The following is a 26,432-nucleotide window of genomic DNA, read 5'->3' on the forward strand; positions in this document are numbered from 1 at the left end:
TCAGGCTTTTTCATTTTGTGCAGCAGCAATATATTTCTTCATTTGCTTATGGGCTGCCTGATCAACCGCAGTGATGAAATCAATCATCCTTTGAGCAATTTCGTGAATTTCTTGATATTCCTCAGGTGTCACCACTCCATCTTCATAAGCTTCATAAACTTTCTGATTGACCTGACCACTGCAAATGTTGTGCTGCATCATTGCTTCAAAAATAGAAAGCTCACGATGCTTATCTCCATCACAACCTGCCGGAACTAAAGCGAGATTTAAGCTATGCGCCCATACTTGGAGTACTGCCGGGTTTTTGGTGTAGTCTAGTAAAGCTTCAAATTTCTTAAGGCTTGGCAAATAGTCCATATTTGGATTGCCATAATTCAGAACGGTTTTATGAGAGTCGCCCAGTACTTCAGCAATTTGTTTTGCATCAATACCTGGTGTGTGACGGATCATCTTGTACAGTGCAGCTTGTGCTTCTTTGCTAAATTCCATCTGTGAATCCTTCTGTTTATTCACGTTTATAAAAAATGTCTATCAGTTGATAATTTAGTTATGCAGAGAGTGGTTGGCTTCTTAAATAGTTAAAATCCACTTCAGGACATAAGTCATCGCAAGAAATTTCTCCCTTGCTCTCTCTGTCAATATTTATTGCTAAAGCTGCACTACAATTGCGATTGCCGTACATGACCAATTTCAAATAGCCGAGAGACGTACCGCACTTAGCTGCAAAATCTTCTCTATGCTGGTCAGAAGGCATTCTTTTAATGTAGTCAATTAGCGTGGGGATGGGTGTTTTCATTGCTAATCCTAATGATAAACAAATTATCTTTTAATGTTATCTTTTGATAATTTATTTTGCAATAGGCTAATTAGCATTATTTAGGGGCAATTGTTATCATTTGATAATATTGGTTAGCTTATGAATTCTATAGTTATGAATGTGAAAGAAATTCGCAGAAAAAACCTGCGTAACCTTATAAGCAAGCTGATAGCAGATAAAATTTTTGAAAGACAAGATGACTTTGCTGCAGCTGTAAAGATAGATAAAACCTATTTATCACAAATGCTTATGGAACCTGAAAAGAAAGGTTCTAGAGGGGTAAGTGAAGCTAAAGCTCGCCAAATAGAAGAACATCTAAATTTGGAAGATCATTTTCTTGATCGATTAGATGACTCCAGTCCATTCGGTGATAGTAAAGTTCAAAATGGTGTAATCAGACCTATTACTGGTGACGAAGATATAGATTCTCGTTTTGTAATTGTGCCTATGTATGATGTAAAAGCTGCATGTGGAATGGGTTACGAAAATGAAGAAGAACTAATTAAAGGCGGTCTTGTGTTTAAGGAAAGCTTTTTACGTAAGAAAGGGCTTTCATTAGTAATGAATGAAACAGGTATTATCTGCGGTGATGGTAATAGTATGGAACCCACTATTAACCATAATGACGCAGTACTGACGGATCTTAGGGTAAAGACCATTGATGAGGTTATAAGTGGTAAGGTTTATGCCTTTGTTGCTAATAAAGAACTTAGAATTAAAAGAATCTTTAAAAACATCAATGGTAGTTTACGTATCTCAAGTGATAATCCTGACAAGACAACTTACCCAGATGAAATTATTAATAAAGAAGATTTGGACGCTATACAAATTACTGGTTATGTAAGATGGCGTTGTGGGGAAGTCTAATAATTTAAAAAAATTACAAAATTAGCCCGATAAATTATCGGGCTTTTTTATTATCTTTTATATCAATACATTATCAAAATTATCTAAAAAAGATAAATTAATTTATCATTTGCTATTGCTAACAAAATTATCTTTTGATAAATTTATTCTCGTACCCAATAAAAAAAGCCCGCTACTGACTGGAAATCAAACGGGCTTTTCTAACACACGAGGCCATTATGAAACAAAAACCTATTCAGAGTCAAACGACTCAGATTCTCTTTCAAGAACCTACTCAGGAAGAGATGTACGGTAAACCCCGTTCTATCTTCGCTGACCTTTGCACTTTTCTTTTATTGTTAAGCCTGTTCATTGGCTTGGTCGCAATGCTCCGCAGCTGTGCAGATGATGCAGAAACTCAGGCAGTCCAAGCCCATGCCTATAACGCGAAGTTCTCTAAAACTGATTCTGCTTTAGTTCAGGTTGTGGAGGCTCACTAATGACAACTTCTACTCAAACATTTTCTGAATACCTGGGCGGCTTTGAGCAAGGTCACATGACTATGCGTCTTGGCCATACCGTCTACGTTGAACAAGGCAAAGATATTTGCATTGAAGACCGTCAAACCGGTGAGCTAGTAAAAGTCACTCTTGAAGAGCATGTGGCCAAGCCCTGGATTCGTAAAAACTTCGAACGTGAACGCGCATTCCAGCGCCGCAAGGCTTTAGCGATTGGTCTGCAAAAATCACATATTCCTTCATATGACCGCAAAGCATATAAGCGTCGTATGGGCTGGGTTGGATCGAGATAAGGGGAAATATCATGGCGATTAATATTATTCCAGCGGATCAGCCGCTACTGGTACAGGCCATTATTGTTTATTTGTACGCAGATCCGGGCCTAGGTAAAACTTCAATTGGCTTTACAGGCGATAAGGCTATTTCTTTTGACTTTGATAAAGGTTCACACCGTACTGGTGAACTGCGTCGCGGTGCAGTTGTCCAGGTGAATCAGTGGGCTGACGTGGCCAATCTGACTATGCAGGACCTGGAACCTTTTAAGACCATTGTAATTGATACCGTTGGTGCAATGCTTGAAAGCATCAAGACACATCTGATGCTGAATACTACCAACAAACAGAAAGATGGCTCACTGAAACTTAAAGCCCAAGGCTTAGCTAACAATATCTTTAAGCAATATGTAAATACCCTGATTGCCTCAGGTAAAGATGTGGTTTTCATCGCCCATGCATCAGAAGATCAGAATGGAGATCAAGTAATTTACCGGCCAGATCTAGGGGGTAAGAACCGCAACGAGCTATACCGTATTGCAGATGTAATGGGGTATCTCACTACTGTACAAACAGGTGAAGGTAAGCATGAACGGGTAATTAGCTTTAGACCATGCCCTACTCATCATGCCAAAAATGCAGGTGGTTTAGGTGGTGAAACTGGTGAGGTCTGGGTGCCTGATTTGAAAGCAAACCCATCTTTTCTAGCGGATCTGATCAAGCAGGCGAAGGATCATATTAACACCATGACACCTGAACAACTGGCAACGATGAAGGCTCAGGAAGATCTAGACAACTGGATTCAAAGCTGTTCCGAAGCTCAGTATGCCAGCGATTTAAACCAGCTTACTGAGGCTATAGATGATAAGCACCATTATTACAAAAATATGCGTATTGAACTGGTTCGTAGAGCTATGGAACTTAAGTGTAATTTCGATAAACAACGTAATGCCTGGGTAGATCCAGAAGAATTCTTTGGTATTGATGAACAACAACTGGCCGAACTCCAAGACTTCATTGATAAGCGTGGACTGGATGCGAAAACCGTGTGTGAACATCTTGGTATTGATGCACTTAACCAAATAGAAGCCAAACGCCTGTCAGACATTCAAAAAGAAATTGAACAATTAGCAAAGGAAGTACTTGCATGAATATTTTAAATAGCAAAGAAGCGTTTGAAGCAATGATGGCTGGCCGCAAAATTATGTGCCGCGCCGTTGGTGAATTGATAGATTTCGATGATCTGGATCGTTTTCCTGCTACGGTTTTCGCAATGCCAGGCCATGAGTTTTGCATCAAGATTGAAACCATTGATGTGGCTGGTACTACGTTCACCAAGCCTCTAACGCTTGATGATGTTCGTGAAGGACAAGACATTTATGTTATCAACACTTATGGCTCATCAATCTATGCTGTTGAATTTGGAAAAATGACTTGTACCGCACTCATTGATTCTATCAATAGCGGATTTGCACAACGTGATGCTGAAAATGCAAAGCTACATTTACAAGCTTTATCTAAGATTTTAGGCCATGAATTAACTGGTGATGTACGAGTTGTACGACTTGGTGATGAGGAAAAACCTAAAAAGAAACGCTCAACCAAAGTTAAAAATGATGTGGACCAGACCAGCGAGCCTGCTGGTCCAGGTGACACCATACCGAGTATTGAAAAGTCGGTTGAAGCTGAGCCTGTTCAAGTGGCAGAGAAATGGATAGATCCAGAAGAACTGAAAAAGCAGTACTTACTTCGCTTGCATAAGCTCACCACTACTGAAGAAGTAATGCAGCTGCGTTATGAAATAAATCCTGACAATCGCTTAAGCAAAACTCAGATTAATTATTTAAACGTAGCAGCTGAGCAGCAGATTGCAAAAATTGAAAAAGCTGCAGCTGAACAAGCTACTACACCAGCAGAAGAAATTGAAGAAAAGACAATAAGTGTAGATGAGCTCAAGCGTTTACAGAAAGAAGCTGAGGCTTTAATTCAAGAGAAAAAGCAAACTGCTGAGACTACAGAACAGCCTATTCATATCTTCAGCGCCACCAAACGTGACCAGATGATTGAGCACATTTTAAATCTGAACACGACTGAAGCATTAGAAAAGTATGCACCGGCTATCACTGCCGCAAAGCCTTCAATGCATCCTGAGCATCATATTGCTGTACTAAATGCTTACTCAAAACGAAAGGTCACTTTAGATCAGTTGGATCTGCTGTCTACTGATGGAGCACAGGAAGCATGAGATACCAGTATTCCTCTATGACTCGGATTCTAACCGTATACGGCTGCAAGATGGATCACATCTTTACCAATGTCGGCCTGTTTGAAATTGAAGCTCTTATCACTAACGCAAAATTTAAAGAAGCCAACTGGAGAATGTAATGAATTCAGCAGCAGATTTAAGAAGACTTGAAGAACAAAATCATCTTCAGAAAGCTAAACAAAAGGTAGTTGATGCTCTTAACAATGATCCAATGGGGCTATCAATTGCTCAGTTAATGACTGTATGCCGACTGAGCATAAAGACAGTCAAAAATATCTTATCAACTATAGAGGTAACTCAAGAAGATGGGGTGTATTTTTTAAATAATGTACCACGAGTTCAAGTTCAAACTTCGGCCATAGAGAAGCCAGAACCAGAACCAGAACCAGAACTAGAACCAGAACCAGAACCATTGAAAGCCAAACGAAACATACAAGCTGAAATATTGCAGCTATTAAAGAAAAACCAGAATGGTCTGCTTGGAGAAGAGATTATTCAAACTTTAGCTGTAACTGATAAGCAATTTGCCAATGCACTCTGGATGTTAAAAAAGACTTATAGCATTCAACGTACTGGTGTTACTGGATCGTTTCATTACAAGCTTGTTAGTGAAGAAGCACTTTGTAAAATTGAACAGACTTCTACACCGGAAACTGAAATTAAAGCAGAAGAAGTTCAAGAAGAAAAATGGAAAGCTTTTGTTGATATGCCAGTAAATAAAACTGAAGAAAGCCACTCTTTATCAGCTTTAGAAGTTTTTAAGTCAAAAATTAAGACCGTAGTCATTAGCAAAAGTGAATTAACTCTACACCATGAACAGGTTAATAAGCTGCTCACGGATCTATTTGGCTTAGAAAAAATTGAGTGGCTTATCGAAGGTGAGAAGCTGGTCGGCATCCACTTATCCCATGAAAATGTCACTTAAATATTTAGAGCTACTTCTCTACTTAAATAAATAAGTAGAGAAGTTTTGAGACTTAATTTTCTATTTTAATAAAATATTGGTGGTGTGATGGATATTTCAGAAGAAGATTACAAAAAAGCGGTTGCGGTGGTTAGAAAGTGCTTAAGCGGTAGTGTTTCAAACCTTCAGCGAAAACTTTATTGGGGTTATGGACGAGCTGCCTCGGCTATAGATCGTATGCAGGATGAGTTTATTGTGAGCCCAATGTCTGCGTCTGGCCGTCGTGATGTTTACCCCGAAGAAACACATGAGCTATGGAAGGAATTACAAACAGCCAAAGCTCAAGCGGTGCCGAATTGGATTGATTATGAAAAACAATCACCGCACATCAATGGACGTTATCAAATTTTTATCGAAGGTGAGCAAATAGCAGCTGACTGGGAAAATCATTTTGGTTTTTCTTGCCCTATTAGCGGTGAAGCATTAATTCAGGAAAAGATTACTCACTGGTCTGCGCTAGGTGAAGATCCAAAGGAGCCAGCCAATGATTAAAAATTTTGAAGAACAAAAAGTTCGGCTTTATTTGTCGATAGGTTATGCAGCATCAGCTCGCGAAGATAGTGTTTATTTAAAAGATTATATAAATGAGAGTGACTGGAATGCTTTGAATCCTACTGAACAGGAAAATTTCTTGTATGAGGAAATTTTAAAAGATTGGGAGTCAGATCATTTAGATAGTTCAGCAAGTTTAGAGGAGGTACTTTAAATGGCCCGTTTAACAAAGTTAGCTCGAATGAGTGCAGAGGAAAAAGCTGCGGCTAAAAAAGAGTTTGAAGAAGCATCTAGTGAAAGCTATTTTCCGCCTGAAGTAATTGCCTTGGCTTTTGGTGTATCAGAAGCATGGCTGCAAAAGACTAGAAGTAATGGAGATGGCATCCCCTTCTCTAAACCTCGTGGCCTACGGCGAGTCCAGTATCAAAAGAAAGATGCTTTGAGATATTTTGAAAGAAGTAAATTGATAAGTACTTCAGCATGAATCATCATAAGCACCTTCGGGTGCTTTATTTTTACCCAATCAAAAATAGACCATAAATAGACTTTACCAGTAAAAAATAGACTGATTTCTTAAAATAGACCCATAATAAACCCAATAATTATTGCTTGATAAAGTCCTGTATTGCTCTATAGTGTTATAAGCCTAAATATATAATAATCAATAGTAAATTATACTGTTCTATAGAGTCCGGTATTGCTCTGTATGGTCTAAAATCAATCTATTTTTTTAGATAACTCTGAACTTTAGGGTTCAAGGGTAACGACATGCAGCGGCATCACCGGAGACACCAGTTTTCACTAAAATAATTTAAATTTTAATAATTTATAAAAATTATCTTTGACTTCTGACTGGAAAAGACAGAAAAGGTTTTATTTCTTTTAATACAAACATACTTTGCATTTCTTTTATGCCCGGTAAACGCCTGATCACTGACATTGAAAATTCAGCGTAAGTATCCAGATCGGGAGAAACGACCTGTAATAAAAAATCTGCATCCCCACCAATACTATAACAAGCTACTACATGCTCTAAAGCAATTACTTCTTCTTCAAATTTCCTTGCCTCTTTTTCACTATGGCTATCAATAGAAACCCTTATAAAAACCATCACACCCAGACCTATTTTCTTTCGGTCAATAAGCACGCCATAACCTTTAATAACTTGTGCTTCTTCTAGCTGCTTCACTCTTCTCCAGCACGGCGATGTTGACATACCAATATATTCCGATAGTTCAGAATTGGTAATTCGTGAATCTGCCTGTAAACGCTCCAGAATTCTGGCATCTGTCTTATCGATTTGCATATGGGTATAATATTTCCAATAAATATAATAAAAATTAAATTTATACCTTAATTTTTAATTTTAATAGAATAAATAGATCATTTTTTTCTGTGATTTTATAGAAAAATAAAGCCAGTTTTTTATTTGATTCTTTATAGTATGGATATTCTAACCCAGATCTTCACCTACAGTTTAACGCTAGCATTGGCAGCTTTCCTGCCTGGACCAGGCATGACAGGGTTAATGTTTAAGACACTTAGCCAAGGCTACTGGAGTGGCATATTGATGCTTCTAGGTCTGATTACAGGAGATATTATTTTTTTATCTATTTCTATTTTTTTTATTTCTTATATTACTCAATTGAGTTCCAATTTTTCAGCCTATATTGTCATTATCTCATGCTTTTACTTATTATTCATCGCCTATAAATTCTGGATGTTTAATGAAAATCTTGTTCAAGAACAGGCTGTCCTGGATGTAAATAAAACTTTCTCAACCTATAGAGACGGTTTACTGATTACTCTTAGTAATCCTAAAACCATTTCATTTTATCTTGCCTTGGTCCCTGCTATTTTTGGGTTAAACTCGCTTCAACAGTATAGTTTATTACTTATTATTATCACGGTTATTACTCTCTCTATTATTGGCAGTCTCTATATATTTTTCTCATGGAAGATAAAGAAAATTCTTAAAAATATCAAAATACAAAGAATACTGTTGAAAAGCCTTTCTTTAATGATGAGCTTCTTAGCTGTAGTCATGCTTTATAAAGAGGTTATTCTGCTAAAATTAGCGAATTGATTTATAAATAACTTCTAGATCTTCAGGTTAGCTTTCTATAGACATTGTTTTAAGTCGCTATACAAAGCTAACAAAGCGCCTAGGTATATTTGTTGGCCAGATATGGGTACATGATGAACAGATTCCAGCTAGCCGACTGATTTAAGCAGTGATCAATCATAGTGCTATTGCCTGATCCATTTCTGCTATAAAAGGTCTTCCCATATGAAATACCCTAAACTAAAGCCGATCAGTGCATAAAGCGTAATAATAAAAAATACAAAGCTTGCCTTATTTTTCTTTTTAAAAAAATTCATACTGATACCTCAGCCTTTAACCCGATTTGCACCATCTTAACGCATTTTTACAGATTAGCGCGACCATAAAAAGTCCTGTTCAGCATTTAAATTCTCTGGTCACTTTAGATGAAGCTTAATTTTTTTATCTTTAACAGTAGCCACAGACTCAAACTAATCTGTTTTTAATTTCAGATTGTTTTTTAGGCTATTTAAAAAGCTCAAGACCCATTCGCCCAATCAAAAATATAAGAAGAACAAGAAAAAATATACGGATAAAACCACTACCATATCGCAATGCCAAGATAGTTCCGACCAGGGAGCCTAAGACATTGCAGATGCCTACAAAGGTACCAACTTTCCATAATACATGGCCTGCAGGAATAAAAAACAATAATGAGGCAGTAAATGTTCCCAGATTTACAAGCTTTGCAGATGCTGAAGCATTAAGAAAATCGAATGAAAAAATTCTAACAAACAGGAAAATTAAAAAACTACCACTGCCTGGACCAAAAATTCCATCATAAAAGCCAATCAATCCACCAAAAAGTATGCCCAGACCAATTTCTTTTTTACCATACTGTAGCTCAGTATGAGTTTTTCCTAGATCTTTTTTAATAAAAGTATATATTGCAATCAGAATCAACAGACAAAAAACAATATATCTCATTAATTCTTTAGGAATAAGGGAAACAGACATTGCCCCTAGAAAAGCAAAGGTAAAAGCTGAAATCATAGTTGGAAATATCAGCTTCCAAACTATTTTCACTCTTTTTATATAAGTAAAAATAGATGAGAAAGTGCCCGCCAGGACAGCAATCTTGTTAGTTCCAAATACGGTAGCCAAGCTATATTGGGGTAAAGCATGTATTAGTGCCGGTAACTGAACGAGGCCACCGCCGCCCACTGCCGCATCAATTAATCCTCCACAAAAGGCAAACAAGCCTAAAAGAATAAGAGTAATATCCAATACAGCCCTCCTCAAATATTAGTTTTTAACTTTTTATGACCAGCCTTTGGCTTTAGTTATTTATAAATATCTTTCTACTTCCCTATATCAATATCGCCCTAGAAATAAAATTTAATTAAAGTAGGGCATTAAAATATAATAAAAAATCTAAATTTTTATAATCAATATATCTGATTATATTTTTACTTGGTTTATCTCAGAAATCAAAGTATATTAAATATTGCTTTCAAACCACAAAAATTTTCATAACCACATGAATTTAAAAGAAATATTTTACACTATTTTCTCTCTATGGTTCGGGCTTTTTATTGCCTATATTTTCTGGAAAATAATTTTAAAAGATTTATTCTATAAAATAGTTCTCTATAGAAGAGGAGTAGTTACAATTGCTGAGCTCAGCTATGTACTAGATTCTGCTATTTATGTACAGTATCGCCCTCTATTTTACATGAGATTCAAATTTAAAATATCATCCGGTGTAGTAGAAAGTCCAAATATCAAAGTCATTATAAATAAAGAGGACATCCCACTTTATCATGTCGGAAATAAAGTTAAGATTAAATATGATCCTAAAAATTTAAGTAATATTAAAATAGTAGACAATATTCTATAGTTTTATTAAAACAATACTTCTATTTTTCTTAATAAAGATCTTAATTATTTTTAATCACCAGATATTACCTCATAAAAACTATTATTTTTATAAAGCTAAGTCAGTAGCCACTCTTTTATTGTCTTAAAATGAATAATAAATGTCCGCTAATGAATTTTGCTTACAACCTTTTAAAGTCATACTTGAGTTTATCAATAAATAAAATAATTCATGGAATAGATGATGAATGCAATTACTCAAGTAGACAAGATCACAGAGCCCGTTAAATTCACAGATAAAAAACGTAAACTCTGGCTGTTAGGTCTGGTTGTACCCAATATTGCCAATGCTACCTTTTTGGGTTATCAGTTTGGCCCTAAAATTACTAAGAAATTATTTACTTATATGGGTCCTCTGGCATTACATATCATTATTCCAGCCATTGATAAGTATATGGGAGAAGACCCGGAAAATCCGCCTGAAGAAGCTGTAACTGATCTGGAGAATGATTCCTATTATGCACGGGTTGTTAAATTGTTTATTCCTTTACAGATAATTGCCAATCTGTATGGTAATTATCTTGTCAGTCAAAAAGCAGTTTCACTGGAAGAGCGTATTCTTTTTGGCCATATTCTTGGTCTGGTCAATGGTGTAGCAATTAATACTGCACATGAGCTGAGCCATAAGTCAGGCAAACTGGAACATTACCTTTCGCATCTTTGTCTTGCCCCTACAGGATATAACCATTTCCGTATTGAACATCCTTATGGGCATCACCGTCGTGTAGCTACCCCTGAAGATCCGGCTTCTTCGCAGTTAGGTGAAAGTTTCTGGCAGTTTTGGCCAAGAACTGTAACTGGAAGCTTTAAGTCAGCCATAGAAATTGAAACACGACGCTTGGGCCGCAAAGGGAAAACATTTTGGTCTTTAGAGAATGAGCTGTTTCATGGATGGACAATAACTGCTGCCTATCACATGCTCATGCTAAAGCTGTTTGGAGCAGGAATTATTCCAACCCAGCTTACGCAGTCATTTTGTGGTATCACGTTGTTTGAAGTCGTTAATTACATGGAACATTATGGCTTGAAACGTGAAGATTTAGGTAATGGCCGGTATGCCCGTACCCGGCCAGAACACAGCTGGAACAATAACAGCAGGTTCAGTAACGTACTGCTCTATCAGCTACAGCGCCATTCGGATCATCATGCCTATCCGACCCGCAGCTTTCAGTCCCTGCGCCATTACGATAATGTTCCACAGTTACCCGCGGGTTATGCCAGTATGGTTCTCCCCGCTCTAATTCCAAAATGGTGGTTTAAATTAATGGATGAACGTGTGATTAAACACTATGATGGTCATATAGATAAGATTAATTTTTATCCTAAAGCCCGAGAAAAGGTTTTAGGTAAATATGTGCATTTGTTTAAAACCAGAACTGAACAATCTTAAACTGATTAAATAATACAGAAAATAAAGTTACTGCCAGTTCTCCTTATAGTTTTAGAAAATAATAGAGAGAATTGCTTAAGTTTTTATCGGTATGGAGACCAGAGCTGTTTTAAAATGATTAATAAGAATGTTCCACTTATACCTGTACGTTACTATTTGAAACTGGTCGAACTGCTCATAGCCAGAAATATTCCTATACAGGTATTTCTGGAGGAACTGCATATCGATATAGAACAGTATCTGGCTCAACCGGACTTGAAAGTATCTATTTCTCAAGTAGAAAAAATAATTCAGTACTGTTTAAGGTTCCCGGTAAATACTGATCTGGCCTTTGAACTTGGCCGCTCGTTACACTTAAGTTCACATAGCTTGGTAGGTTATGCAATTTTGACCTCTAAGACAGTTGAACATGCTCTTAAGCTGGTGACCAAATACTTCAGTCTGATTATGCCAAGTTTTAAAGCATCAATTTATTTCAATAAAAATCAGCAGGCCGAGTGGCTGATTGAGCCTGAACTGGACATGGATCAATCTGTGTTGAATTTCCACATTGAAGCGATTGCTATCGCCCTGCATAATAATCTTAATGACTTGATCGATTCACCTTTCTTATCCTTTTCTATTTTTTTATCTCTGCCTGAACCACCTCATCTTAAACAAATTAACCAGTTAAAGCAGGTCAGGTTTCATTTTAATGCCCTTAACCGCCCTAGTTTAAAAATCACCCTTAGTCAGGAGTTATTGGCTTATAAACTGCCATTAGCAGATGAAATGACCTTAAAAGCAGTAGAGTTTAAATGTCAGGAACAAATGAAAGAGATTACCCAAAGTCAGGATTTCCCTGAATGGATCAAAATGATTCTCTTAAATACTTATCAAATGCCAACTCTTACCGAATGTGCAGAATTACTGCATGTTTCATCCAAAACCTTACAACGACAGTTACATAGAAAAAATGCTGATTTCAATGGAATAAAAAAACAAGTCATCATATTAAAAGCACAAGAGAGACTGAGTCATTCATCTGCCAGCATTACCCAGATTGCCTATGAACTCGGCTATTCATCTTCTTCTAATTTTTCCCGTGCCTTTAAGGCTTTAGTGGGTCTTACACCAGAAGCTTATCGACAGCAATTTCAATAAAAAATCTCTATCATCCAAAAAAGTAGCCAAAAATAGGGATCAGTATCTCTATTTTCTGATTTCTATAAGAATTTCTATTATTTTTTCACTCTCCAGACAGCCTGAACCTGACCGGCAATTTTTGGATAATCCATCACAAAACGTATATGTGAAACTATTCCTGTTTTTAACAGTTTTATCATCTATCATAAAGTAGGGACTATGGTTAGGGGCTGCCTTGTGCATGTCCTGATCGGTTGGGGTAGCCCCTAGAAATACAAATAAAGCTGGCATAATCTGGCCACAATACGCGAAGTCCTCACTGGCACTTTCATTTTGTTCCAGCACATGAACTTTATTCTCCCCTGCAACTGACTTTAAGCTGGGAGCCATAAGGTGAGTTAAAGTTTTATCATTAAGTGTCATAGGAGCATAAGCAGAAATTTCTATCTTGGCCTGAACATCATTGGCCTTTGCAGTATGGTCAATCATTTCAGGCAAGCTCTTTAAAATATTCTGGCGAATGTATTCATGATTGGAGCGGATAGTTCCGGTCATCGATACCTGTTTCGGTATAATATTGCCACTGGTTCCTCCTTGAATCTGATCTATACTTATAACGCCCATGCCCTTGCTAAGATCAGTACGACGCGATACCAGTGTTTGCATGTTCTGAATAATGTCTGCCGCAGCAACAATCGAGTCTCTTCCTTTCCATGGCATGGAACCATCAACCTGTTAGCCGTTTAAAGTAATCCGGACACCATCAGCACTATTTAAGACAGCACCATCTTTATAATATAAGTGGCCACTTGGCATACCTGCCATAACATGCAATCCAAAAATCACTTCTGGCTTTGAATTACTCAATGCACCATCTGCGATCATTTTTCTTGACCCTATCTGTTCGCCCTGACTAAAATTATCAATATCTGCTCCCCCTTCTTCGGTAGGCTGGAAAACAAATACAACTGTACCTGCAACTTTTTCCCTATGTTCAGCCAAAACTTGCGCAGTACCCAATAACATAGCAGTATGAGCATCATGGCCACATGCGTGGGCAACTGGCGTTATTTTACCCTCATATAACCCTGTAGCCTGACTGGCAAAAGAAACCGGAGCCTTTTCTTGTATAGGTAAAACGTCCATGTCGGCACGTAGTGCAATGACCGGTCCGGGTCTTCCTCCTTTCAGTACACCTATAACACCTGTTTTTGCGAAGCCTTTTTTAACCTCAGCACCATAGGCATTAAGTTTTTTTTGTACCAGTTCAGAGGTTTTAAATTTTAAATTTCCCAACTCGGGATTTGTATGAATATAGTGGCTTAACTGGATAGTATGAGGTTCAACTTTCATAGCGGCTTGGTTAATCCAGTCTGCATATGCTAAATGTTGTATACCTAATATAAGATATATAATCATAAAACTCTTTTTTAAATACACAAAATATTCCTATTTTAATCGTTAAAATTATTCATTTTTCAATATTTAATTAAATTAAATTAAATTAAATTAAATTAATAAAAAATATTTTACAGATTTTTTATAATGAATTATATTTTATTCTTAACTTTTCTTATTAAATTTTATATAAAAACATACTTACAAGGTTCCAAGATGCATAAGATTAACCAAAAAATACAAGTTGTTTTTTAATAAAAAAATTATTATAAATACAATTAAACTATTAATTAAAAATTTTTATAGGAAAATAAAATAGTAGTTTTAAATTTATGTTATAGTATAATTAATAGATTCTAGATCAATAATAATTATTTTATATATTTCAATAAATTTCTCAAGACTTTAGAAAACTAATCCACATATTTATAATCCTTCAGAGCCATAATTATTAGCTAGTTTTACTTTTCTAATTTTTAGTTTACTACTATAATAACTATTATAACATGTGTGACACACAATTAGTTTATTGCAACTTCAAGTTTTATAATATTCAGAATATAACATCATTTTATTTATATAAGATTTACTCTAAAGTGGATATACATATGACTGATAAGAATATAATGAATCAAATTTAATAATAATATTAAATAATCTATTATTACAGTCTATCATTTTTTAATCACTGCCGTAATAGCAGAATTTTTCCGTTGCTCTGTTATAGCTGCGAGCTGATACTAAAATAAGATTGTGATAGTATAAAGTCTGGTTAAGGGTACAGAGACAAATTATCTTATTGGAACAATATAACATGTTAATAATAAGATAGCTGTCTGATCAGTTTATAGATCATCAGTCTTTAAATCGATTTAACTTGGAAAGTAATTGAAATTGTTATGTCCACTTCTCTTCACTCTTTACGGCGATCTCTGCGTTCTCAACGCCGCCAAGTCAGTATTTTTGAGCATCGGCAATCTGAACAAAAAGTGCTGACACATCTTATAAAAATGCCAAGGTTTCAACATGCTAATAAAGTCGGTATTTACCTGAATGCTTTTGGTGAAATCCATACACGTAAAATTATTGAGTACTGTTTTAAAAAAGGTAAGAAAGTTTACTTACCTATGATCTGCAACATGAGTCAAAAACTGGTTTGGGTTTCTATAAGTCGTGATCAGTATCGCAATCAGTGCTTTGCCTATCATCCATTAGGCATGAAGGAGCCCATGGCAGGCCGTGGCTGTAATGTTACTGTATTAGATTTAATTTTAATGCCGTTGCTTGCTTGTGACTCTAGCGGGACACGCATTGGTATGGGCGGAGGCTATTATGATCGTACCTTGGCTCAGGCCGCACAGTATCCGTACCGGTTAGGAGTAGCACATGATTTCCAGTTTATTCCCTCAAGATTAAAGCGAGAAAAATGGGATCAACCTTTAAATGCATTAGTTACACCTACGAAAATACATTATTTTTAATCTTAACTATACGTTTAACTTGTTTAAAACTATGAACTTTTCATATCTCATCTAAAAATAAAACAATTTATCTGCATGGGCCCTTGTATTTTTTAAATTACCCATCACTATAAAAGTCATGGCAACACCGTTGTCACTCATTAGGAGTGCCCATGTCCGAATATCTTATGAATGAACAAACCTTAGAGCCTCAGGTTCCAAGTGTATTACCACTATTAGCGCTACGTGATGTGGTGGTGTATCCACACATGCAAATTGCGTTATTTGTGGGTCGTGAAAAATCGATCAATGCAGTTGATGTGGCTCGTAACAGTGACAATTTAGTATTTGTAGTTGCACAAAGAGATTCGCTTACAGAAGAAATTGATCACGACAACCTTTATCAATACGGTACTGTCGCGAAGATTGTGCAAGTTGTGAATCATGAAAATGATGAAAACTGTATTAAAGTCCTGATTGAAGGCCTGCATCGCTCTAAACTTACCCGTATTATTGACTCAGAAGAATATCTGAGCGCTGAGCATACTCTTAGTCCAATGACTGTAGAGTCTAGCGAGGAAGAGCAAGATGCCCGCCTGCAAGATTTGCGTACCTTGTTTGCCCAGTATGCTGAAGCAAAATTGCGTAATGCGCGTGAGCTGATTGCGGCGGCCAATAAAATTGAAGATCTGCTGCAACTGTTATTCTTTGTTGCGACTCGAGTTCCACTTAATATTGAAGTGAAGCAGAAGTTCCTTGAACATGATGAGTTCGAAATTCATCTGCAAGAACTGATGACTTATCTGCTTCAGCAATCTGAAGAACAACAGCTAGAACAGACCTTGCATGATTCAGTTAAACGCCAGATGGAAAAGAATCAGCGTGAATATTTCCTGAATGAAAAAATGAAGGTTATTCAGCGCGAACTCTCTGACATGAATGGTGGCGCTGAAGATGATGTGGCCGAGATTGAAAAACGTCTCGCAGAAGCTGATCTGCCAGAACATGTACGCAAAAAAGCTGAAGCTGAATTCCGTAAGCTAAAAGCGATGCAACCGGCTTCAAGTGAAGCGGCTGTGGTACGTAACTATCTGGAAGTTATTTTAGATACACCGTGGAACAAGGCTAGCAAAGTTAGTATTAACCTGAATAAAGCTCAGGAAATCCTGGATGCTGACCACTATGGCCTAGATGAAGTAAAACAGCGTATCGTTGAGTATCTTGCAGTACAGTCGCGTGTGAAAAAGCTGCGTGGACCAATCCTCTGTCTGGTTGGCCCCCCAGGTGTAGGTAAAACCTCTCTTGGTGAATCTATTGCTAAAGCTACAGGTCGTGAATTTGTGCGTATGGCTTTAGGTGGCGTGCGTGATGAAGCTGAAATACGTGGACACCGTCGTACTTATATTGGTGCGATGCCAGGTAAAATTGTGCAGTCCCTGACAAAAGTCGGCGTTAAGAATCCGCTGTTTTTGCTTGATGAAATTGACAAGATGGCACAGGATTATCGAGGTGACCCTGCTTCTGCATTACTTGAAGTGCTTGACCCGTCGCAGAACCACAAGTTCAATGACCATTACCTTGATTTGGATCTTGACCTGTCTGAAGTCATGTTTATCTGTACTGCAAACAGTATGGATATTCCGGGCCCATTACTTGACCGTATGGAAGTCATCCGTTTGCCGGGCTATACCGAAGACGAAAAAGTAAATATTGCTGATCGTTATTTGGTACCTAAAGCGATTAAAGATAACGGGTTACGTGCTAAAGAGTTAACAGTACATGAAGAAGCGATTCGTGACATCGTACGTCGTTATACTCGTGAAGCAGGTGTACGTAGTCTTGAGCGTGAAGTTTCCAAAATTGCGCGAAAAGTCGTGAAAGAAGCCGTGAGCAAGAAAGCCAAAAATCTGCATGTTGATGTTACTGCAGAAAACTTGCCAGATTATCTGGGTGTACACAAGTTTGACTTTGGTATGGCGGAAGAAGAAGCTCAAGTTGGCCGTGTAAATGGTCTGGCATGGACTTCAGTCGGTGGTGAATTACTGACTATTGAAGTTGCAGCAGTTAAAGGTAAGGGTAAATTCATTACTACCGGTTCTTTGGGTGATGTTATGAAAGAATCGATTACTGCGGCTATGACAGTAGTGCGTACCCGTGCAGATGAACTTGGAATTGAGGCATCACGTTTTGAAGAAACGGATGTACACGTTCACTTGCCTGAAGGTGCAACACCAAAAGATGGCCCATCTGCCGGTCTTGCTTTAACTACTGCACTTGTTTCAGCATTTACTGGTATTGCAATTCGAGCAGATATTGCAATGACAGGTGAAACCAGTCTGGGTGGTCGTGCAATGCGTATTGGTGGGTTGAAAGAAAAATTGCTTGCTGCCCACCGTGGAGGTATCAAGCTGGTTTTCATTCCACAAGAAAATGTACGTGATCTTGCAGAAATTCCAGAAAATGTGAAGGAAGGGCTAGAAATCAAGGCAGTGAAAAGTATCGATGAGATCTTGCCACTTGCTTTAACCTCTATGCCAAAACCTCTTCCAAAGCAACCTCTGGTAAAACCAGTTGAAGAGTCAAATACAGCCCGCCACTAAGGGTAAATAAGAAAGAGAGAGCTTCGGCTCTCTTTTTTGTGTTAAAAAATGTATATATAGTATGTGTGGCCTTTATTTTAGCTTGAAAAAGCTGAGCAGTTTCCCCATCTTATTCAGTATAGACATACGGTTCTGTGGGCTTTACTTTCTCTCACAACGTACACTAGATGGCCATCTGTATCTCCAGACGGATGGCCTATTTCGCAGTCCTTTTAGCCCCTTTTAAGGACTGCGTTTTTTTGTCTTAAATACTTTAATTTTAGAAGTTAGATTCAAGAATGGTAGAGGCTAAGCCGTTAATTACCTGAGCCATCTTTACAGTATCAAGCTTATCAATACGGTCCTCTTGTGTATGGTAAAACTTGTTGCGGTATTTTCCGGTATCTGTAATCAGAATTGCCGGAATATCAAATTGCCAATAGTTAAAATGGTCAGAAAAGTCAGCCCCTGCCAGAAATGAAGGTGTTACCATACGTTGGCAATCCAGCTGGTTTAACTTCTGCATTGATGCGCAGTAAGCATTCCCGATATCGCTTGACTGTATATTACTTAAGGTTGCAATAAAATTAGCATGACTTGGATATATCCATTTCATGCCTGCCGGATACTGCTGTACATTTTTAATATCATAATAGCCTATCATATCAAGTATGAAAGCTGCCTTAATCTGCTCTTTTTGCTGCTGGACCGATTTGGCATGAATATAACTTCCCATTTGTGCAGTTTTAAAAAATGGCTGCTCTTTTAAGGTATAAAAGACAAATTCGATATTATGCTTTAAAGAAGAGCGCTCTGCTGCCAGAAGGCGTGCTATTTCAAGTACACCAGCGACTCCGGAGGCATTAGCATCTGCTCCAGAAGTTTTTTCAAAAGCATCATAATGTGTACCGATAATTATTTTATCTGAGCGGCCAACATTGATATAGCACAAGACATTTCGATAATTTTTTCCGTATACTTCATAAGTCTGATAGTTACAGGGTATACCGAACAGACGCATCTGCTCTTTTAATCGTGCTGAGATCCGATTAAGTTCCTCTACATTTTTATAATTTCGTGCAACTCCCGGCCGAATAATCTGGTTCATGTAAACTGCTAGATTAGAAGGATCTGCCTGCTTAAAAGATGTGCTTAGATCAGCTGCTGCTACACATGAGAAAAAACCGCTTATAATTAAAATTAAGTATCTGTATATCAACCGATTCCACATTCGCTTATTTTTCCATTTGTTATCATGACAGGCTTGTTGTTCGTATGGGCAACCTGTCCTTCTGGTTATTTTCCAGCTTCATTATGTCTTTTTGTATCAGTACAGATAGCATTTCAACGTTATAATAATGTTACTTTGATACCAAACAGCAGTTATGAAAATCCGTATTTTAACCATAGGTCAAAAAATGCCAGCTTGGGTTTTGACTGGCTTTGAAGATTACTTCAAACGTATTCAACCGTTTGTACAAACTCAGGTCATTGAGTTACCCATGGCTAAACGCGGCAAGAATGACTCAGACGCAGATATATTAAAATATTGCCAGATTGAGGGTGAAAGTATTCTCGCTACGCTTAAACCCAGCGAAATTCTAATTGCACTAGAAGTGGGTGGAAAAGAACTCAGCACGGAGAAGCTGGCTGAGACAATGAAAGGCTGGATGCTTGAAGGACACGATATAGCTCTGGCAATCGGTGGACCGGATGGGCTTTCAGATCAAGTCCGTAAAACAGCAGCTTGGCACTGGTCACTCTCCAAGCTGACCTTACCTCACCCTTTAGTCCGAGTGATGTTGATCGAACAGCTTTATCGGGCAATGAGTATTAATCATAATCATCCTTATCATCGCGCTTGAATGCTCTTAATCCCATAATTGCATTTTTGAAACATACCGTTGAAATAAAGCTTCTTTAATAAGCGGCTTTTTTTCTGCATCATGAAGTTTAATTTAAATTGCTCAGGTCAGGCGCTCATGAATTTACAGACTCTCCCCGGTTTATTTATTTCGCATGGTTCTCCCATGCTCGCTCTTGATCCGGAACAGGTGGGACCTGCCTTAGAACGTTTGAGCATTAACCTGCCTAAACCGGAAGCTATTATTGTAATGTCGGCTCACTGGGAAAGTCAGGCCCTGGAAGTGAGTATAGCAACGCGTCCCGAAACTTGGCATGATTTTCGTGGCTTTCCAGCCGAACTTTATGAAATTCACTATCGTGCTCCGGGTAACCCGGAACTGGCCGAAGAAATTTTGCATCTATTTGCTGAAGCACAGATACAGGCACATGCAAACAATATCCGCCCGCGTGACCATGGTGTCTGGATGCCTTTATTGCACATGTATCCCGAAGCAGAAATTCCGGTAATCGAGATTTCGCTGCCTATGAGCATGAGTGCTGATGAGATTTATCAAATTGGGCAAGTGCTGGCGCCTCTACGTGAACGACAAATTTTATTGATTGGTTCAGGTAGCATCACTCATAATCTGGCCGAGTTAAACTGGCACGGTAATACGTCTGAAGTACCTGAATGGGCTTCGACTTTTCGTAACCATGTGGTGAGTAAACTCAGCCATAGCAGTTATGATGAAGTACTTGACTGGCAATATCTGCCTTATATTGCACGGAATCATCCCACTCTTGAGCATTTAGCTCCCCTTTTCTTTGCTATGGGAACTGGCTCAAGATTCAGTCTGGTTCATAGCAGTTTTTCTATGGGGGCTTTAGGAATGGATATTTACAGGTTTGATTAGTACAAATATTCACTATGCTTAGGAAAACTTCATTTGAAACCCTCATTTGAAGTTACAAAACAATACGTTTTAAAACTAAAAACCTAACCAGTTCGGTTTTTATGAGCTGAACGATGCCTTAAGCTATGCTCTAATTTAGTTGTAACAAAAGATTTAAAATGAAATTGAAATATTTGTTTCTTGCCCTGCTTCCTTTTTCTTTAATGGCTTGCCAATCTATTCAGCCGCATCAAAAGCAGCCACATGTCTCACAACAAACCGATACTGAGCAGCAGCTCTCTGCCTATAGCTGGACTTACCAGAATTCTCAAGCTTCTAAACCTCTAGTCATCAATTTTATAGATAATCATCAATTATCTATACAGACTGGCTGTAACGGACAAGGCGGCAGCTGGAAAATTGAAGAAGGTAAATTGGTAACTTCTCATCTGATTTCAACAATGATGGCCTGCCAGTCAGACTTAATGAAACAGGAACAACTCTCTAGCAGTATCTTCAATGAAGCACGTTCAAATTTTGATATTAGCTTAGCGAATGGTCAGGCCATTTTAACCATTACAGATACAAAGGGGCAAAAGCACGTGTTTAAAGGTAGTAAAATGCTTGAACATAGTGCTTTAACTTCTTATAACTGGACCTATCAACCGGAAGGTTCCAAAGAACCTATCCTGTTGAATTTTTCCAATGACCGGATTGGAATTGATACCGGATGTAACCGTCAGGGTACAAGCTGGAAAATTGAAAATGGTCAGATATTAACTGGTGACTTAGTTTCAACGCAGATGGCATGTGATCCGGTATTAATGAAACAGGAGCAGTTCTCCAGTTCCCTATTTCAAAAACGCAGTATTCCTTTTGAACTCAATCTGGCGAACCCTGAACAGCCAACCCTGATCTTGAAAGATACCCAAGGTCAAAGTTATACATTTAAGGGTAACATGACCCCTGAAGCCCAATATCAGTCTCAAGGTGAAACTATTTTTCTAGAAATAGCACCTGAAACCAAGTCATGTACAGGAGTTGCACCACAAACCTGCCTGCAAGTGCGTGAAATCAAATATGATGATAAAGGTATAAAAATGCAGGTCGATAAAGATTGGACATTATTTTATGATCATATTGAAGGTTTTAAGCATGACCCTAACCAGCGAGTCATCGTACGGGTAAAGCGCTATGAACGTAAAAATGTTGCTGCCGATCAATCAAAATATGCATATGTACATGATATGACTGTAGAACAGGAGACTATTAAAAAGCCTTAAGTTTATATCTAAATAATAAAAAACCGATGCCAATGCATCGGTTTTTTATAAGTAATTTTAGAAAAACTTAGTATACGCCCTGTGCCAGCATGGCATCAGCAACTTTTACGAAACCAGCAATGTTAGCACCATCTACATAATTGACAGTACCATCTTCCTGGGTACCATATTTTACACAGTTGCGGTGAATCTCTTTCATGATCGCATGCAGACGCTCATCCACCTCTTCAAAGCTCCAGCCTAAACGCAGTGCATTCTGAGACATCTCTAAACCTGAGGTAGCCACGCCGCCTGCATTTGATGCCTTGCCTGGTGCATAAAGAATTTTTGCTTTAACAAACTCTTCTACTGCTTCAAGGGTAGAAGGCATGTTGGCACCTTCGGCCACACACATCACTCCATTAGCTAACAGTTGACGTGCATCATCACCATCGAGTTCATTTTGTGTAGCACATGGTAGTGCGATGTCGCATTTAATTCCCCAAGGACGTTTACCTTCAAGATATTCAAATCCATGCTTGGAAGCGAATTCTGACATACGGCCACGCTTCACATTTTTAAGTTCCATGACCTCTGCAAGTAATTCATCAGTAAAGCCATCTTTTACGTAGACAGTACCGTTTGAATCAGACAGGGATACTACTTTAGCACCCAAGAACATAGCCTTGTCTGCAGCATATTGGGCAACATTACCAGAACCCGAGATTGCAACCACTTTACCCTGGAAAACCTCATTACGGGTTTTAAGCATTTCTTCTGCAAAATACACAGTACCGTAACCGGTAGCCTCGGGACGGGCCAGACTGCCACCAAATGACAGGCCTTTACCCGTGAATACAGATGAAGTGTCATTGCTGAGTTTTTTCATCATGCCGGCCATGTAGCCAACTTCGCGACCGCCTACTCCAATATCCCCCGCAGGAATATCGGTATTTGAGCCTAAATGACGATAAAGCTCGATCATTAATGCTTGGCAAAAACGCATGATTTCGCCTTCTGATTTACCTTTAGGGTCAAAATCAGAACCGCCCTTACCACCACCCATTGGTAATGTGGTCAATGCATTTTTAAAAGTTTGCTCGAAACCAAGAAACTTAAGAATAGAAAGGTTTACAGAAGGATGAAAGCGCATTCCACCTTTGAATGGCCCAATTGCCGAATTATATTGTACTCGAAATGCACGGTTAACCTGAGTTTGACCTTGGTCATCTACCCAGGAAACACGAAACTGGATTGCACGTTCTGGTTCGACTAAACGCTCAAGCAGGCCATGTTCTGCATAACTTGGGTTCTTTTCAATAAAAGGCCATAAACTGGTCATCACCTCTTCTACAGCTTGTAAAAACTCTGGTTGATGTGGATCACGTGCTTTGACGTAGTCTAAGAAGTCGTTAAGGCTGTTATATTTCAACGCTTAGTCCTCTGCAGAAAGGTGATTCAAAATTGTGCAAAAATTTACTCAAAGTGATATATTTTGGCGCAAATTATTAAATATCGTTTACACTGCTAGCACAAGACTTTTTTAAAAAAAGTTTAATTAAAATGATAATTAAATTACTTTTTTTTATGAATTATATCACTTTTAATCATAATTCTGATCAGTTAATCACTTGTCAATATTACCCATTTACTGAAACATTACAGTGAAACTCGGCAAATTATAGCGCTGAGATATGTTAAAATACTATTTCTGATCAGGCATTTTTCTGCTTTTCCTGTTTTTTGCTGTGCACTTATGATTTGACCATGAATTCAACCATTTCCATGATTCGCCAAATTGATGCCCTTCTACCACAAACCCAATGCGGACTATGTGGGCATCGTGATGGATGCCTGCCTTATGCGCAGGCTATTGCTGAAGGTGAAGCCGCCAATAAATGCATTCCTGGGGGGCAGCCGGTAGCAGATGCTTTGGCAAAACTGCTCGATCGTGGAGCACTAAAAGCTGAAGAAAGTGTCTGGCCAATTCAGGCGGATGGACGTCCGCAACGCATGAAAGCAGTAATTCGTGAAGATGAATGTATTGGTTGTACCAAATGTATTAGTGCTTGCCCAGTGGATGCCATTATAGGCAGTGGTAAGCTCATGCATACTGTATTGACTGACCTGTGTACTGGCTGTGAATTGTGTATTCCCCCCTGCCCGGTTGACTGTATCGACCTGATTGAAGATGTTCAGCCCTTGCCTACAGAAGATTTACGGATTCAGGAGCAGAACGATTTACGCCGCCGTTATTATGCGCATATCCAACGTGAGGAAACTCGACGGATGTATCGGAAAGGTCCTGTTGTACGTGCGGAGATCGACAGCGAACTGTTTGCACGCTTCTCCCAGCAGACTGATGCAGTTCCAGCGATTGAAGTAAAACAGAAAGATATATCTGTTCAGAACACGGTAAGTGCACAGACAACAATTGAACTCGCCAAAATACGTACACAGATTAAAAAACTGGAAAAACAGCTCTCTGTACGTGAAGATGCACAAAAACAGACACAGCTAATAGAATTAAACCGGCAGTTACAGGCTCTACAGGAATCGTCAAAATGAGTACAGTAACCAGCAAACCTGTAAAAAAAATGAATAAAAAACAGGTTTATACTTTTTTTGAGCGTTTACGCCAGCAGCGCCCTCACCCTACCACCGAACTCAGGTTTTCTAGCCCTTTTGAGCTACTGGTTGCAGTTACACTTTCGGCTCAGGCTACGGATGTAAGTGTAAATAAAGCAACCGACAAACTTTTTCCTGTGGCTAATACGCCGGAGGCCATCTATGCCTTAGGTGTCGAGGGTTTAAAAGCCTATATCAAGACAATTGGCCTTTATAATGCCAAAGCAGAAAATGTGATTAAAGCCTGTAAAATTCTGATTGAACAGCATAATGGCCAAGTTCCAGAAACTCGTGCAGAGCTTGAAGCTTTGCCTGGTGTAGGCCGTAAGACAGCCAATGTAGTACTCAATACCGCATTTGGGCAGCCGACTATGGCTGTAGATACTCATATTTTTCGAGTAGGTAACCGGACTGGCCTCGCACCAGGTAAGAACGTACTAGAAGTCGAGCAGCAGCTATTAAAAGTAATACCGAAAGAATTTATAGTTGATGCACATCACTGGCTGATTTTACACGGTCGTTACACCTGCATAGCACGTAAGCCAAAATGTTTTGAATGTGTGGTGGCCGATGTATGTAACTGGCCGGACCGTTATGCCTTGGGCGCAGAACAGGCCATCACCACATTAATTCCACAACTTTCAGATAAGTAAGATATTTTTATTTCTTCTGCTTTTGCTGTGCCTGAAGTTTAGGATGCAGTCGACGTTTAGGCGCTGGTCTGTTGGCTTTTTCCTGAGCTTCCTGCTTTTCTACAGCACGTAACATTTTTTGACTTTGATAAAGCAAGGCCAGCAAGATAATAAAAAAAACAATGACCAAGATAATCAAGCCAATTTTCAGCATTGATCCATCCTCTGCTCTGCATAAAATAAAAGAGTCCTAATATGGCTTAGGACCCTTTTAAAGTCAAAAGAATCTCGAGCTTACCCGAGTTTTATTTGGTCTGGTCTAAAATAGCAAACAGTTCAGTCTGAACTTCATCAATAGCACGCAAGCCATTTAATTTATTATAAGTTGGTGCATTTTCACCAGAGGCAGCACGGCCCTGATAAAAACCTACCAGCTGCTCAGTTTCAGTATGATATGAACCTAAACGCTTACGAATAGTTTCTTCAAGATCATCCGGACGCTGTACCAGATCTTCACCAGTTTCATCATCCTTACCTTCTACTTTAGGCGGGTTATAGACGATGTGGTATACACGGCCAGAGGCAGGATGCTGACGGCGACCAGAGAGACGTTTTACAATTTCTTCGTCCGGTACATCGATTTCAATGACATGATCGATGGCTATGCCTTCTTTTTCCAGCGCTTCAGCTTGCGGAATGGTACGAGGAAAGCCGTCAAAGATACAACCATTTTCACAATCTGGCTGAGCAATGCGTTCTTTAACCAGTCCGATGATCAGCTCATCAGACACCAGACCACCAGCATCCATCACACTTTTAGCTTTAAGACCTAATTCAGTACCTTCACGAATTGCAGCACGGAGCATATCACCGGTTGAAATTTGTGGGATATTGTAGCGCTTACAGATCAACTGAGCCTGAGTGCCTTTGCCTGCTCCAGGTGGTCCGAGTAAGATAATGCGCATAAAAAAACATCCTCATTTTAACAATGTATTCGACATTTACATAATAACTAGCGTTGTAATTGTCATTTCTTGTGGCGACTCTTTATAAGAAGGAAGCC

The 26,432-nt window shown here is 38.6% G+C and carries 29 protein-coding genes and 1 pseudogene; 20 read left to right on the plus strand and 10 right to left on the minus strand.

What is annotated here, in order from left to right:
• Together AC0VYT_RS10485 and AC0VYT_RS10490 are read right to left on the minus strand one after the other, a co-directional pair.
• Window positions 1-489, minus strand: a complete 489-nt coding sequence (locus AC0VYT_RS10485) for a phage regulatory CII family protein (RefSeq protein WP_248130438.1) — start codon at window positions 487-489, stop codon at window positions 1-3.
• 58 nt (window positions 490-547) lie between these two features.
• Window positions 548-796 carry a helix-turn-helix domain-containing protein gene (locus AC0VYT_RS10490; RefSeq protein ID WP_052026706.1) on the minus strand — a complete coding sequence of 83 codons (249 nt, stop codon included), beginning with the start codon at window positions 794-796 and terminating at the stop codon, window positions 548-550.
• A gap of 120 nt (window positions 797-916) precedes the next feature.
• Here AC0VYT_RS10490 and AC0VYT_RS10495 point away from each other — a divergent pair, with 120 nt between their 5' ends.
• From AC0VYT_RS10495 to AC0VYT_RS10540, 10 genes are all read left to right on the plus strand, one after another.
• A complete protein-coding gene (locus AC0VYT_RS10495) occupies window positions 917-1,684 on the plus strand; it encodes a S24 family peptidase (protein ID WP_248089123.1) in 768 nt (255 codons plus the stop codon).
• 218 nt (window positions 1,685-1,902) lie between these two features.
• Window positions 1,903-2,163 carry a hypothetical protein gene (locus AC0VYT_RS10500; protein ID WP_034684611.1) on the plus strand — a complete coding sequence of 87 codons (261 nt, stop codon included), beginning with the start codon at window positions 1,903-1,905 and terminating at the stop codon, window positions 2,161-2,163.
• The gene (locus AC0VYT_RS10505) at window positions 2,163-2,474 is read left to right on the plus strand and encodes a hypothetical protein (protein ID WP_034684614.1); all 312 of its coding nucleotides are present in this window, start codon (window positions 2,163-2,165) and stop codon (window positions 2,472-2,474) included. The genes AC0VYT_RS10500 and AC0VYT_RS10505 overlap by 1 nt, the downstream gene beginning before the upstream one ends.
• Window positions 2,475-2,485: 11 nt before the next feature.
• Window positions 2,486-3,604, plus strand: coding sequence for an ATP-binding protein (locus AC0VYT_RS10510; protein ID WP_034684617.1), 1,119 nt, complete (start codon window positions 2,486-2,488; stop codon window positions 3,602-3,604).
• Window positions 3,601-4,698, plus strand: coding sequence for a hypothetical protein (locus tag AC0VYT_RS10515; RefSeq protein WP_052026707.1), 1,098 nt, complete (start codon window positions 3,601-3,603; stop codon window positions 4,696-4,698). Before AC0VYT_RS10510 ends, AC0VYT_RS10515 begins: the two co-directional genes overlap by 4 nt.
• Window positions 4,699-4,715: 17 nt before the next feature.
• Entirely contained in the window at window positions 4,716-4,838 is a 123-nt protein-coding gene (locus AC0VYT_RS10520) for a hypothetical protein (RefSeq protein ID WP_265588531.1), read from the plus strand.
• Window positions 4,838-5,644 carry a hypothetical protein gene (locus AC0VYT_RS10525; RefSeq protein WP_034684619.1) on the plus strand — a complete coding sequence of 269 codons (807 nt, stop codon included), beginning with the start codon at window positions 4,838-4,840 and terminating at the stop codon, window positions 5,642-5,644. Before AC0VYT_RS10520 ends, AC0VYT_RS10525 begins: the two co-directional genes overlap by 1 nt.
• Before the next feature lie 87 nt (window positions 5,645-5,731).
• Entirely contained in the window at window positions 5,732-6,175 is a 444-nt protein-coding gene (locus tag AC0VYT_RS10530; RefSeq protein ID WP_081403960.1) for a DNA translocase FtsK, read from the plus strand.
• Window positions 6,168-6,389 (plus strand): DUF7167 family protein, encoded by a 222-nt coding sequence (locus AC0VYT_RS10535; protein WP_052026708.1) that lies wholly within the window; start codon window positions 6,168-6,170, stop codon window positions 6,387-6,389. The genes AC0VYT_RS10530 and AC0VYT_RS10535 overlap by 8 nt, the downstream gene beginning before the upstream one ends.
• Window positions 6,390-6,659: a hypothetical protein gene (locus tag AC0VYT_RS10540; protein ID WP_034684621.1), complete on the plus strand. Its 270-nt coding sequence runs from the start codon at window positions 6,390-6,392 to the stop codon at window positions 6,657-6,659. It begins immediately after the preceding gene.
• Window positions 6,660-7,010: 351 nt separating this feature from the next.
• Here the strand turns inward: AC0VYT_RS10540 and AC0VYT_RS10545 are convergent, their stop codons facing one another.
• Window positions 7,011-7,481 carry an Lrp/AsnC family transcriptional regulator gene (locus AC0VYT_RS10545; protein WP_005019140.1) on the minus strand — a complete coding sequence of 157 codons (471 nt, stop codon included), beginning with the start codon at window positions 7,479-7,481 and terminating at the stop codon, window positions 7,011-7,013.
• A 138-nt stretch (window positions 7,482-7,619) separates the two neighbouring features.
• On the opposite strand from AC0VYT_RS10545, the gene AC0VYT_RS10550 reads away from it, so the two are divergent.
• The gene (locus AC0VYT_RS10550) at window positions 7,620-8,261 is read left to right on the plus strand and encodes a LysE family translocator (protein ID WP_005404390.1); all 642 of its coding nucleotides are present in this window, start codon (window positions 7,620-7,622) and stop codon (window positions 8,259-8,261) included.
• A gap of 185 nt (window positions 8,262-8,446) precedes the next feature.
• On the opposite strand, the gene AC0VYT_RS10555 is transcribed toward AC0VYT_RS10550, so the two are convergent.
• Together AC0VYT_RS10555 and AC0VYT_RS10560 are read right to left on the minus strand one after the other, a co-directional pair.
• The gene (locus AC0VYT_RS10555; RefSeq protein WP_016801167.1) at window positions 8,447-8,557 is read right to left on the minus strand and encodes a hypothetical protein; all 111 of its coding nucleotides are present in this window, start codon (window positions 8,555-8,557) and stop codon (window positions 8,447-8,449) included.
• A gap of 187 nt (window positions 8,558-8,744) precedes the next feature.
• The gene (locus AC0VYT_RS10560; RefSeq protein ID WP_005019137.1) at window positions 8,745-9,506 is read right to left on the minus strand and encodes a sulfite exporter TauE/SafE family protein; all 762 of its coding nucleotides are present in this window, start codon (window positions 9,504-9,506) and stop codon (window positions 8,745-8,747) included.
• Between the two features lie 835 nt (window positions 9,507-10,341).
• On the opposite strand from AC0VYT_RS10560, the gene AC0VYT_RS10565 reads away from it, so the two are divergent.
• Both AC0VYT_RS10565 and AC0VYT_RS10570 read left to right on the plus strand, forming a co-directional pair.
• Complete coding sequence (locus AC0VYT_RS10565) at window positions 10,342-11,547, plus strand: alkane 1-monooxygenase (RefSeq protein ID WP_005019134.1); 1,206 nt, start codon at window positions 10,342-10,344, stop codon at window positions 11,545-11,547.
• Between the two features lie 114 nt (window positions 11,548-11,661).
• A complete protein-coding gene (locus tag AC0VYT_RS10570) occupies window positions 11,662-12,690 on the plus strand; it encodes an AraC family transcriptional regulator (RefSeq protein WP_005019130.1) in 1,029 nt (342 codons plus the stop codon).
• 77 nt (window positions 12,691-12,767) lie between these two features.
• Here AC0VYT_RS10570 and AC0VYT_RS10575 read toward each other — a convergent pair.
• Window positions 12,768-14,091, minus strand: a pseudogene (locus AC0VYT_RS10575) (amidohydrolase).
• Window positions 14,092-14,969: 878 nt separating this feature from the next.
• On the opposite strand from AC0VYT_RS10575, the gene AC0VYT_RS10580 reads away from it, so the two are divergent.
• Window positions 14,970-15,551, plus strand: coding sequence for a 5-formyltetrahydrofolate cyclo-ligase (locus AC0VYT_RS10580; RefSeq protein ID WP_005019127.1), 582 nt, complete (start codon window positions 14,970-14,972; stop codon window positions 15,549-15,551).
• A gap of 152 nt (window positions 15,552-15,703) precedes the next feature.
• Window positions 15,704-18,130 carry an endopeptidase La gene (gene lon, locus AC0VYT_RS10585; RefSeq protein ID WP_005019126.1) on the plus strand — a complete coding sequence of 809 codons (2,427 nt, stop codon included), beginning with the start codon at window positions 15,704-15,706 and terminating at the stop codon, window positions 18,128-18,130.
• A gap of 259 nt (window positions 18,131-18,389) precedes the next feature.
• Here the strand turns inward: lon and AC0VYT_RS10590 are convergent, their stop codons facing one another.
• Window positions 18,390-19,340 carry a M28 family peptidase gene (locus AC0VYT_RS10590; RefSeq protein ID WP_476496664.1) on the minus strand — a complete coding sequence of 317 codons (951 nt, stop codon included), beginning with the start codon at window positions 19,338-19,340 and terminating at the stop codon, window positions 18,390-18,392.
• Between the two features lie 154 nt (window positions 19,341-19,494).
• Here AC0VYT_RS10590 and rlmH point away from each other — a divergent pair, with 154 nt between their 5' ends.
• The 3 genes from rlmH to AC0VYT_RS10605 all read left to right on the plus strand — a co-directional run bounded on the left by rlmH (window position 19,495) and on the right by AC0VYT_RS10605 (window position 22,130).
• Entirely contained in the window at window positions 19,495-19,974 is a 480-nt protein-coding gene (gene rlmH, locus AC0VYT_RS10595) for a 23S rRNA (pseudouridine(1915)-N(3))-methyltransferase RlmH (protein ID WP_005019124.1), read from the plus strand.
• A gap of 117 nt (window positions 19,975-20,091) precedes the next feature.
• Window positions 20,092-20,868 carry a dioxygenase family protein gene (locus tag AC0VYT_RS10600; protein WP_005019122.1) on the plus strand — a complete coding sequence of 259 codons (777 nt, stop codon included), beginning with the start codon at window positions 20,092-20,094 and terminating at the stop codon, window positions 20,866-20,868.
• A 158-nt stretch (window positions 20,869-21,026) separates the two neighbouring features.
• Window positions 21,027-22,130, plus strand: coding sequence for an META and DUF4377 domain-containing protein (locus tag AC0VYT_RS10605; RefSeq protein WP_005019121.1), 1,104 nt, complete (start codon window positions 21,027-21,029; stop codon window positions 22,128-22,130).
• A gap of 67 nt (window positions 22,131-22,197) precedes the next feature.
• Here the strand turns inward: AC0VYT_RS10605 and gdhA are convergent, their stop codons facing one another.
• Complete coding sequence (gdhA, locus tag AC0VYT_RS10610) at window positions 22,198-23,541, minus strand: NADP-specific glutamate dehydrogenase (protein WP_005019118.1); 1,344 nt, start codon at window positions 23,539-23,541, stop codon at window positions 22,198-22,200.
• A 335-nt stretch (window positions 23,542-23,876) separates the two neighbouring features.
• Between gdhA and AC0VYT_RS10615 the strand changes: the two genes are divergently transcribed.
• Window positions 23,877-24,677 carry an RnfABCDGE type electron transport complex subunit B gene (locus AC0VYT_RS10615; RefSeq protein ID WP_005019117.1) on the plus strand — a complete coding sequence of 267 codons (801 nt, stop codon included), beginning with the start codon at window positions 23,877-23,879 and terminating at the stop codon, window positions 24,675-24,677.
• The gene (gene nth, locus AC0VYT_RS10620; protein ID WP_005019116.1) at window positions 24,674-25,390 is read left to right on the plus strand and encodes an endonuclease III; all 717 of its coding nucleotides are present in this window, start codon (window positions 24,674-24,676) and stop codon (window positions 25,388-25,390) included. The genes AC0VYT_RS10615 and nth overlap by 4 nt, the downstream gene beginning before the upstream one ends.
• Before the next feature lie 7 nt (window positions 25,391-25,397).
• Here nth and AC0VYT_RS10625 read toward each other — a convergent pair whose 3' ends face one another.
• Window positions 25,398-25,583 carry a hypothetical protein gene (locus AC0VYT_RS10625; protein WP_005019115.1) on the minus strand — a complete coding sequence of 62 codons (186 nt, stop codon included), beginning with the start codon at window positions 25,581-25,583 and terminating at the stop codon, window positions 25,398-25,400.
• Window positions 25,584-25,674: 91 nt separating this feature from the next.
• Complete coding sequence (gene adk, locus AC0VYT_RS10630; protein ID WP_005019114.1) at window positions 25,675-26,334, minus strand: adenylate kinase; 660 nt, start codon at window positions 26,332-26,334, stop codon at window positions 25,675-25,677.
• Window positions 26,335-26,432: the final 98 nt, after the last annotated feature.

Source organism: Acinetobacter sp. QJM3NY_42 (assembly GCF_056173745.1).

Bases quoted from the DNA above. Each gene is read 5' to 3' on its own strand.
- AC0VYT_RS10505 (WP_034684614.1), top strand. From the start codon at position 2,163: ATGACAACTTCTACTCAAACATTTTCTGAATACCTGGGCGGCTTTGAG.
- AC0VYT_RS10510 (WP_034684617.1), top strand. From the start codon at position 2,486: ATGGCGATTAATATTATTCCAGCGGATCAGCCGCTACTGGTACAGGCC.
- rlmH (WP_005019124.1), top strand. From the start codon at position 19,495: ATGAAAATCCGTATTTTAACCATAGGTCAAAAAATGCCAGCTTGGGTT.
- AC0VYT_RS10485 (WP_248130438.1), bottom strand. From the start codon at position 489: ATGGAATTTAGCAAAGAAGCACAAGCTGCACTGTACAAGATGATCCGT.
- AC0VYT_RS10515 (WP_052026707.1), top strand. From the start codon at position 3,601: ATGAATATTTTAAATAGCAAAGAAGCGTTTGAAGCAATGATGGCTGGC.
- AC0VYT_RS10490 (WP_052026706.1), bottom strand. From the start codon at position 796: ATGAAAACACCCATCCCCACGCTAATTGACTACATTAAAAGAATGCCT.
- AC0VYT_RS10605 (WP_005019121.1), top strand. From the start codon at position 21,027: ATGAAATTGAAATATTTGTTTCTTGCCCTGCTTCCTTTTTCTTTAATG.
- lon (WP_005019126.1), top strand. From the start codon at position 15,704: ATGTCCGAATATCTTATGAATGAACAAACCTTAGAGCCTCAGGTTCCA.
- AC0VYT_RS10495 (WP_248089123.1), top strand. From the start codon at position 917: ATGAATTCTATAGTTATGAATGTGAAAGAAATTCGCAGAAAAAACCTG.
- AC0VYT_RS10600 (WP_005019122.1), top strand. From the start codon at position 20,092: ATGAATTTACAGACTCTCCCCGGTTTATTTATTTCGCATGGTTCTCCC.
- AC0VYT_RS10540 (WP_034684621.1), top strand. From the start codon at position 6,390: ATGGCCCGTTTAACAAAGTTAGCTCGAATGAGTGCAGAGGAAAAAGCT.
- AC0VYT_RS10545 (WP_005019140.1), bottom strand. From the start codon at position 7,481: ATGCAAATCGATAAGACAGATGCCAGAATTCTGGAGCGTTTACAGGCA.
- nth (WP_005019116.1), top strand. From the start codon at position 24,674: ATGAGTACAGTAACCAGCAAACCTGTAAAAAAAATGAATAAAAAACAG.
- AC0VYT_RS10615 (WP_005019117.1), top strand. From the start codon at position 23,877: ATGAATTCAACCATTTCCATGATTCGCCAAATTGATGCCCTTCTACCA.
- AC0VYT_RS10625 (WP_005019115.1), bottom strand. From the start codon at position 25,583: ATGCTGAAAATTGGCTTGATTATCTTGGTCATTGTTTTTTTTATTATC.
- AC0VYT_RS10525 (WP_034684619.1), top strand. From the start codon at position 4,838: ATGAATTCAGCAGCAGATTTAAGAAGACTTGAAGAACAAAATCATCTT.
- AC0VYT_RS10530 (WP_081403960.1), top strand. From the start codon at position 5,732: ATGGATATTTCAGAAGAAGATTACAAAAAAGCGGTTGCGGTGGTTAGA.
- AC0VYT_RS10555 (WP_016801167.1), bottom strand. From the start codon at position 8,557: ATGAATTTTTTTAAAAAGAAAAATAAGGCAAGCTTTGTATTTTTTATT.
- AC0VYT_RS10500 (WP_034684611.1), top strand. From the start codon at position 1,903: ATGAAACAAAAACCTATTCAGAGTCAAACGACTCAGATTCTCTTTCAA.
- AC0VYT_RS10590 (WP_476496664.1), bottom strand. From the start codon at position 19,340: ATGTGGAATCGGTTGATATACAGATACTTAATTTTAATTATAAGCGGT.
- AC0VYT_RS10520 (WP_265588531.1), top strand. From the start codon at position 4,716: ATGACTCGGATTCTAACCGTATACGGCTGCAAGATGGATCACATCTTT.
- AC0VYT_RS10550 (WP_005404390.1), top strand. From the start codon at position 7,620: ATGGATATTCTAACCCAGATCTTCACCTACAGTTTAACGCTAGCATTG.
- AC0VYT_RS10580 (WP_005019127.1), top strand. From the start codon at position 14,970: ATGTCCACTTCTCTTCACTCTTTACGGCGATCTCTGCGTTCTCAACGC.
- AC0VYT_RS10570 (WP_005019130.1), top strand. From the start codon at position 11,662: ATGATTAATAAGAATGTTCCACTTATACCTGTACGTTACTATTTGAAA.
- AC0VYT_RS10535 (WP_052026708.1), top strand. From the start codon at position 6,168: ATGATTAAAAATTTTGAAGAACAAAAAGTTCGGCTTTATTTGTCGATA.
- AC0VYT_RS10565 (WP_005019134.1), top strand. From the start codon at position 10,342: ATGAATGCAATTACTCAAGTAGACAAGATCACAGAGCCCGTTAAATTC.
- adk (WP_005019114.1), bottom strand. From the start codon at position 26,334: ATGCGCATTATCTTACTCGGACCACCTGGAGCAGGCAAAGGCACTCAG.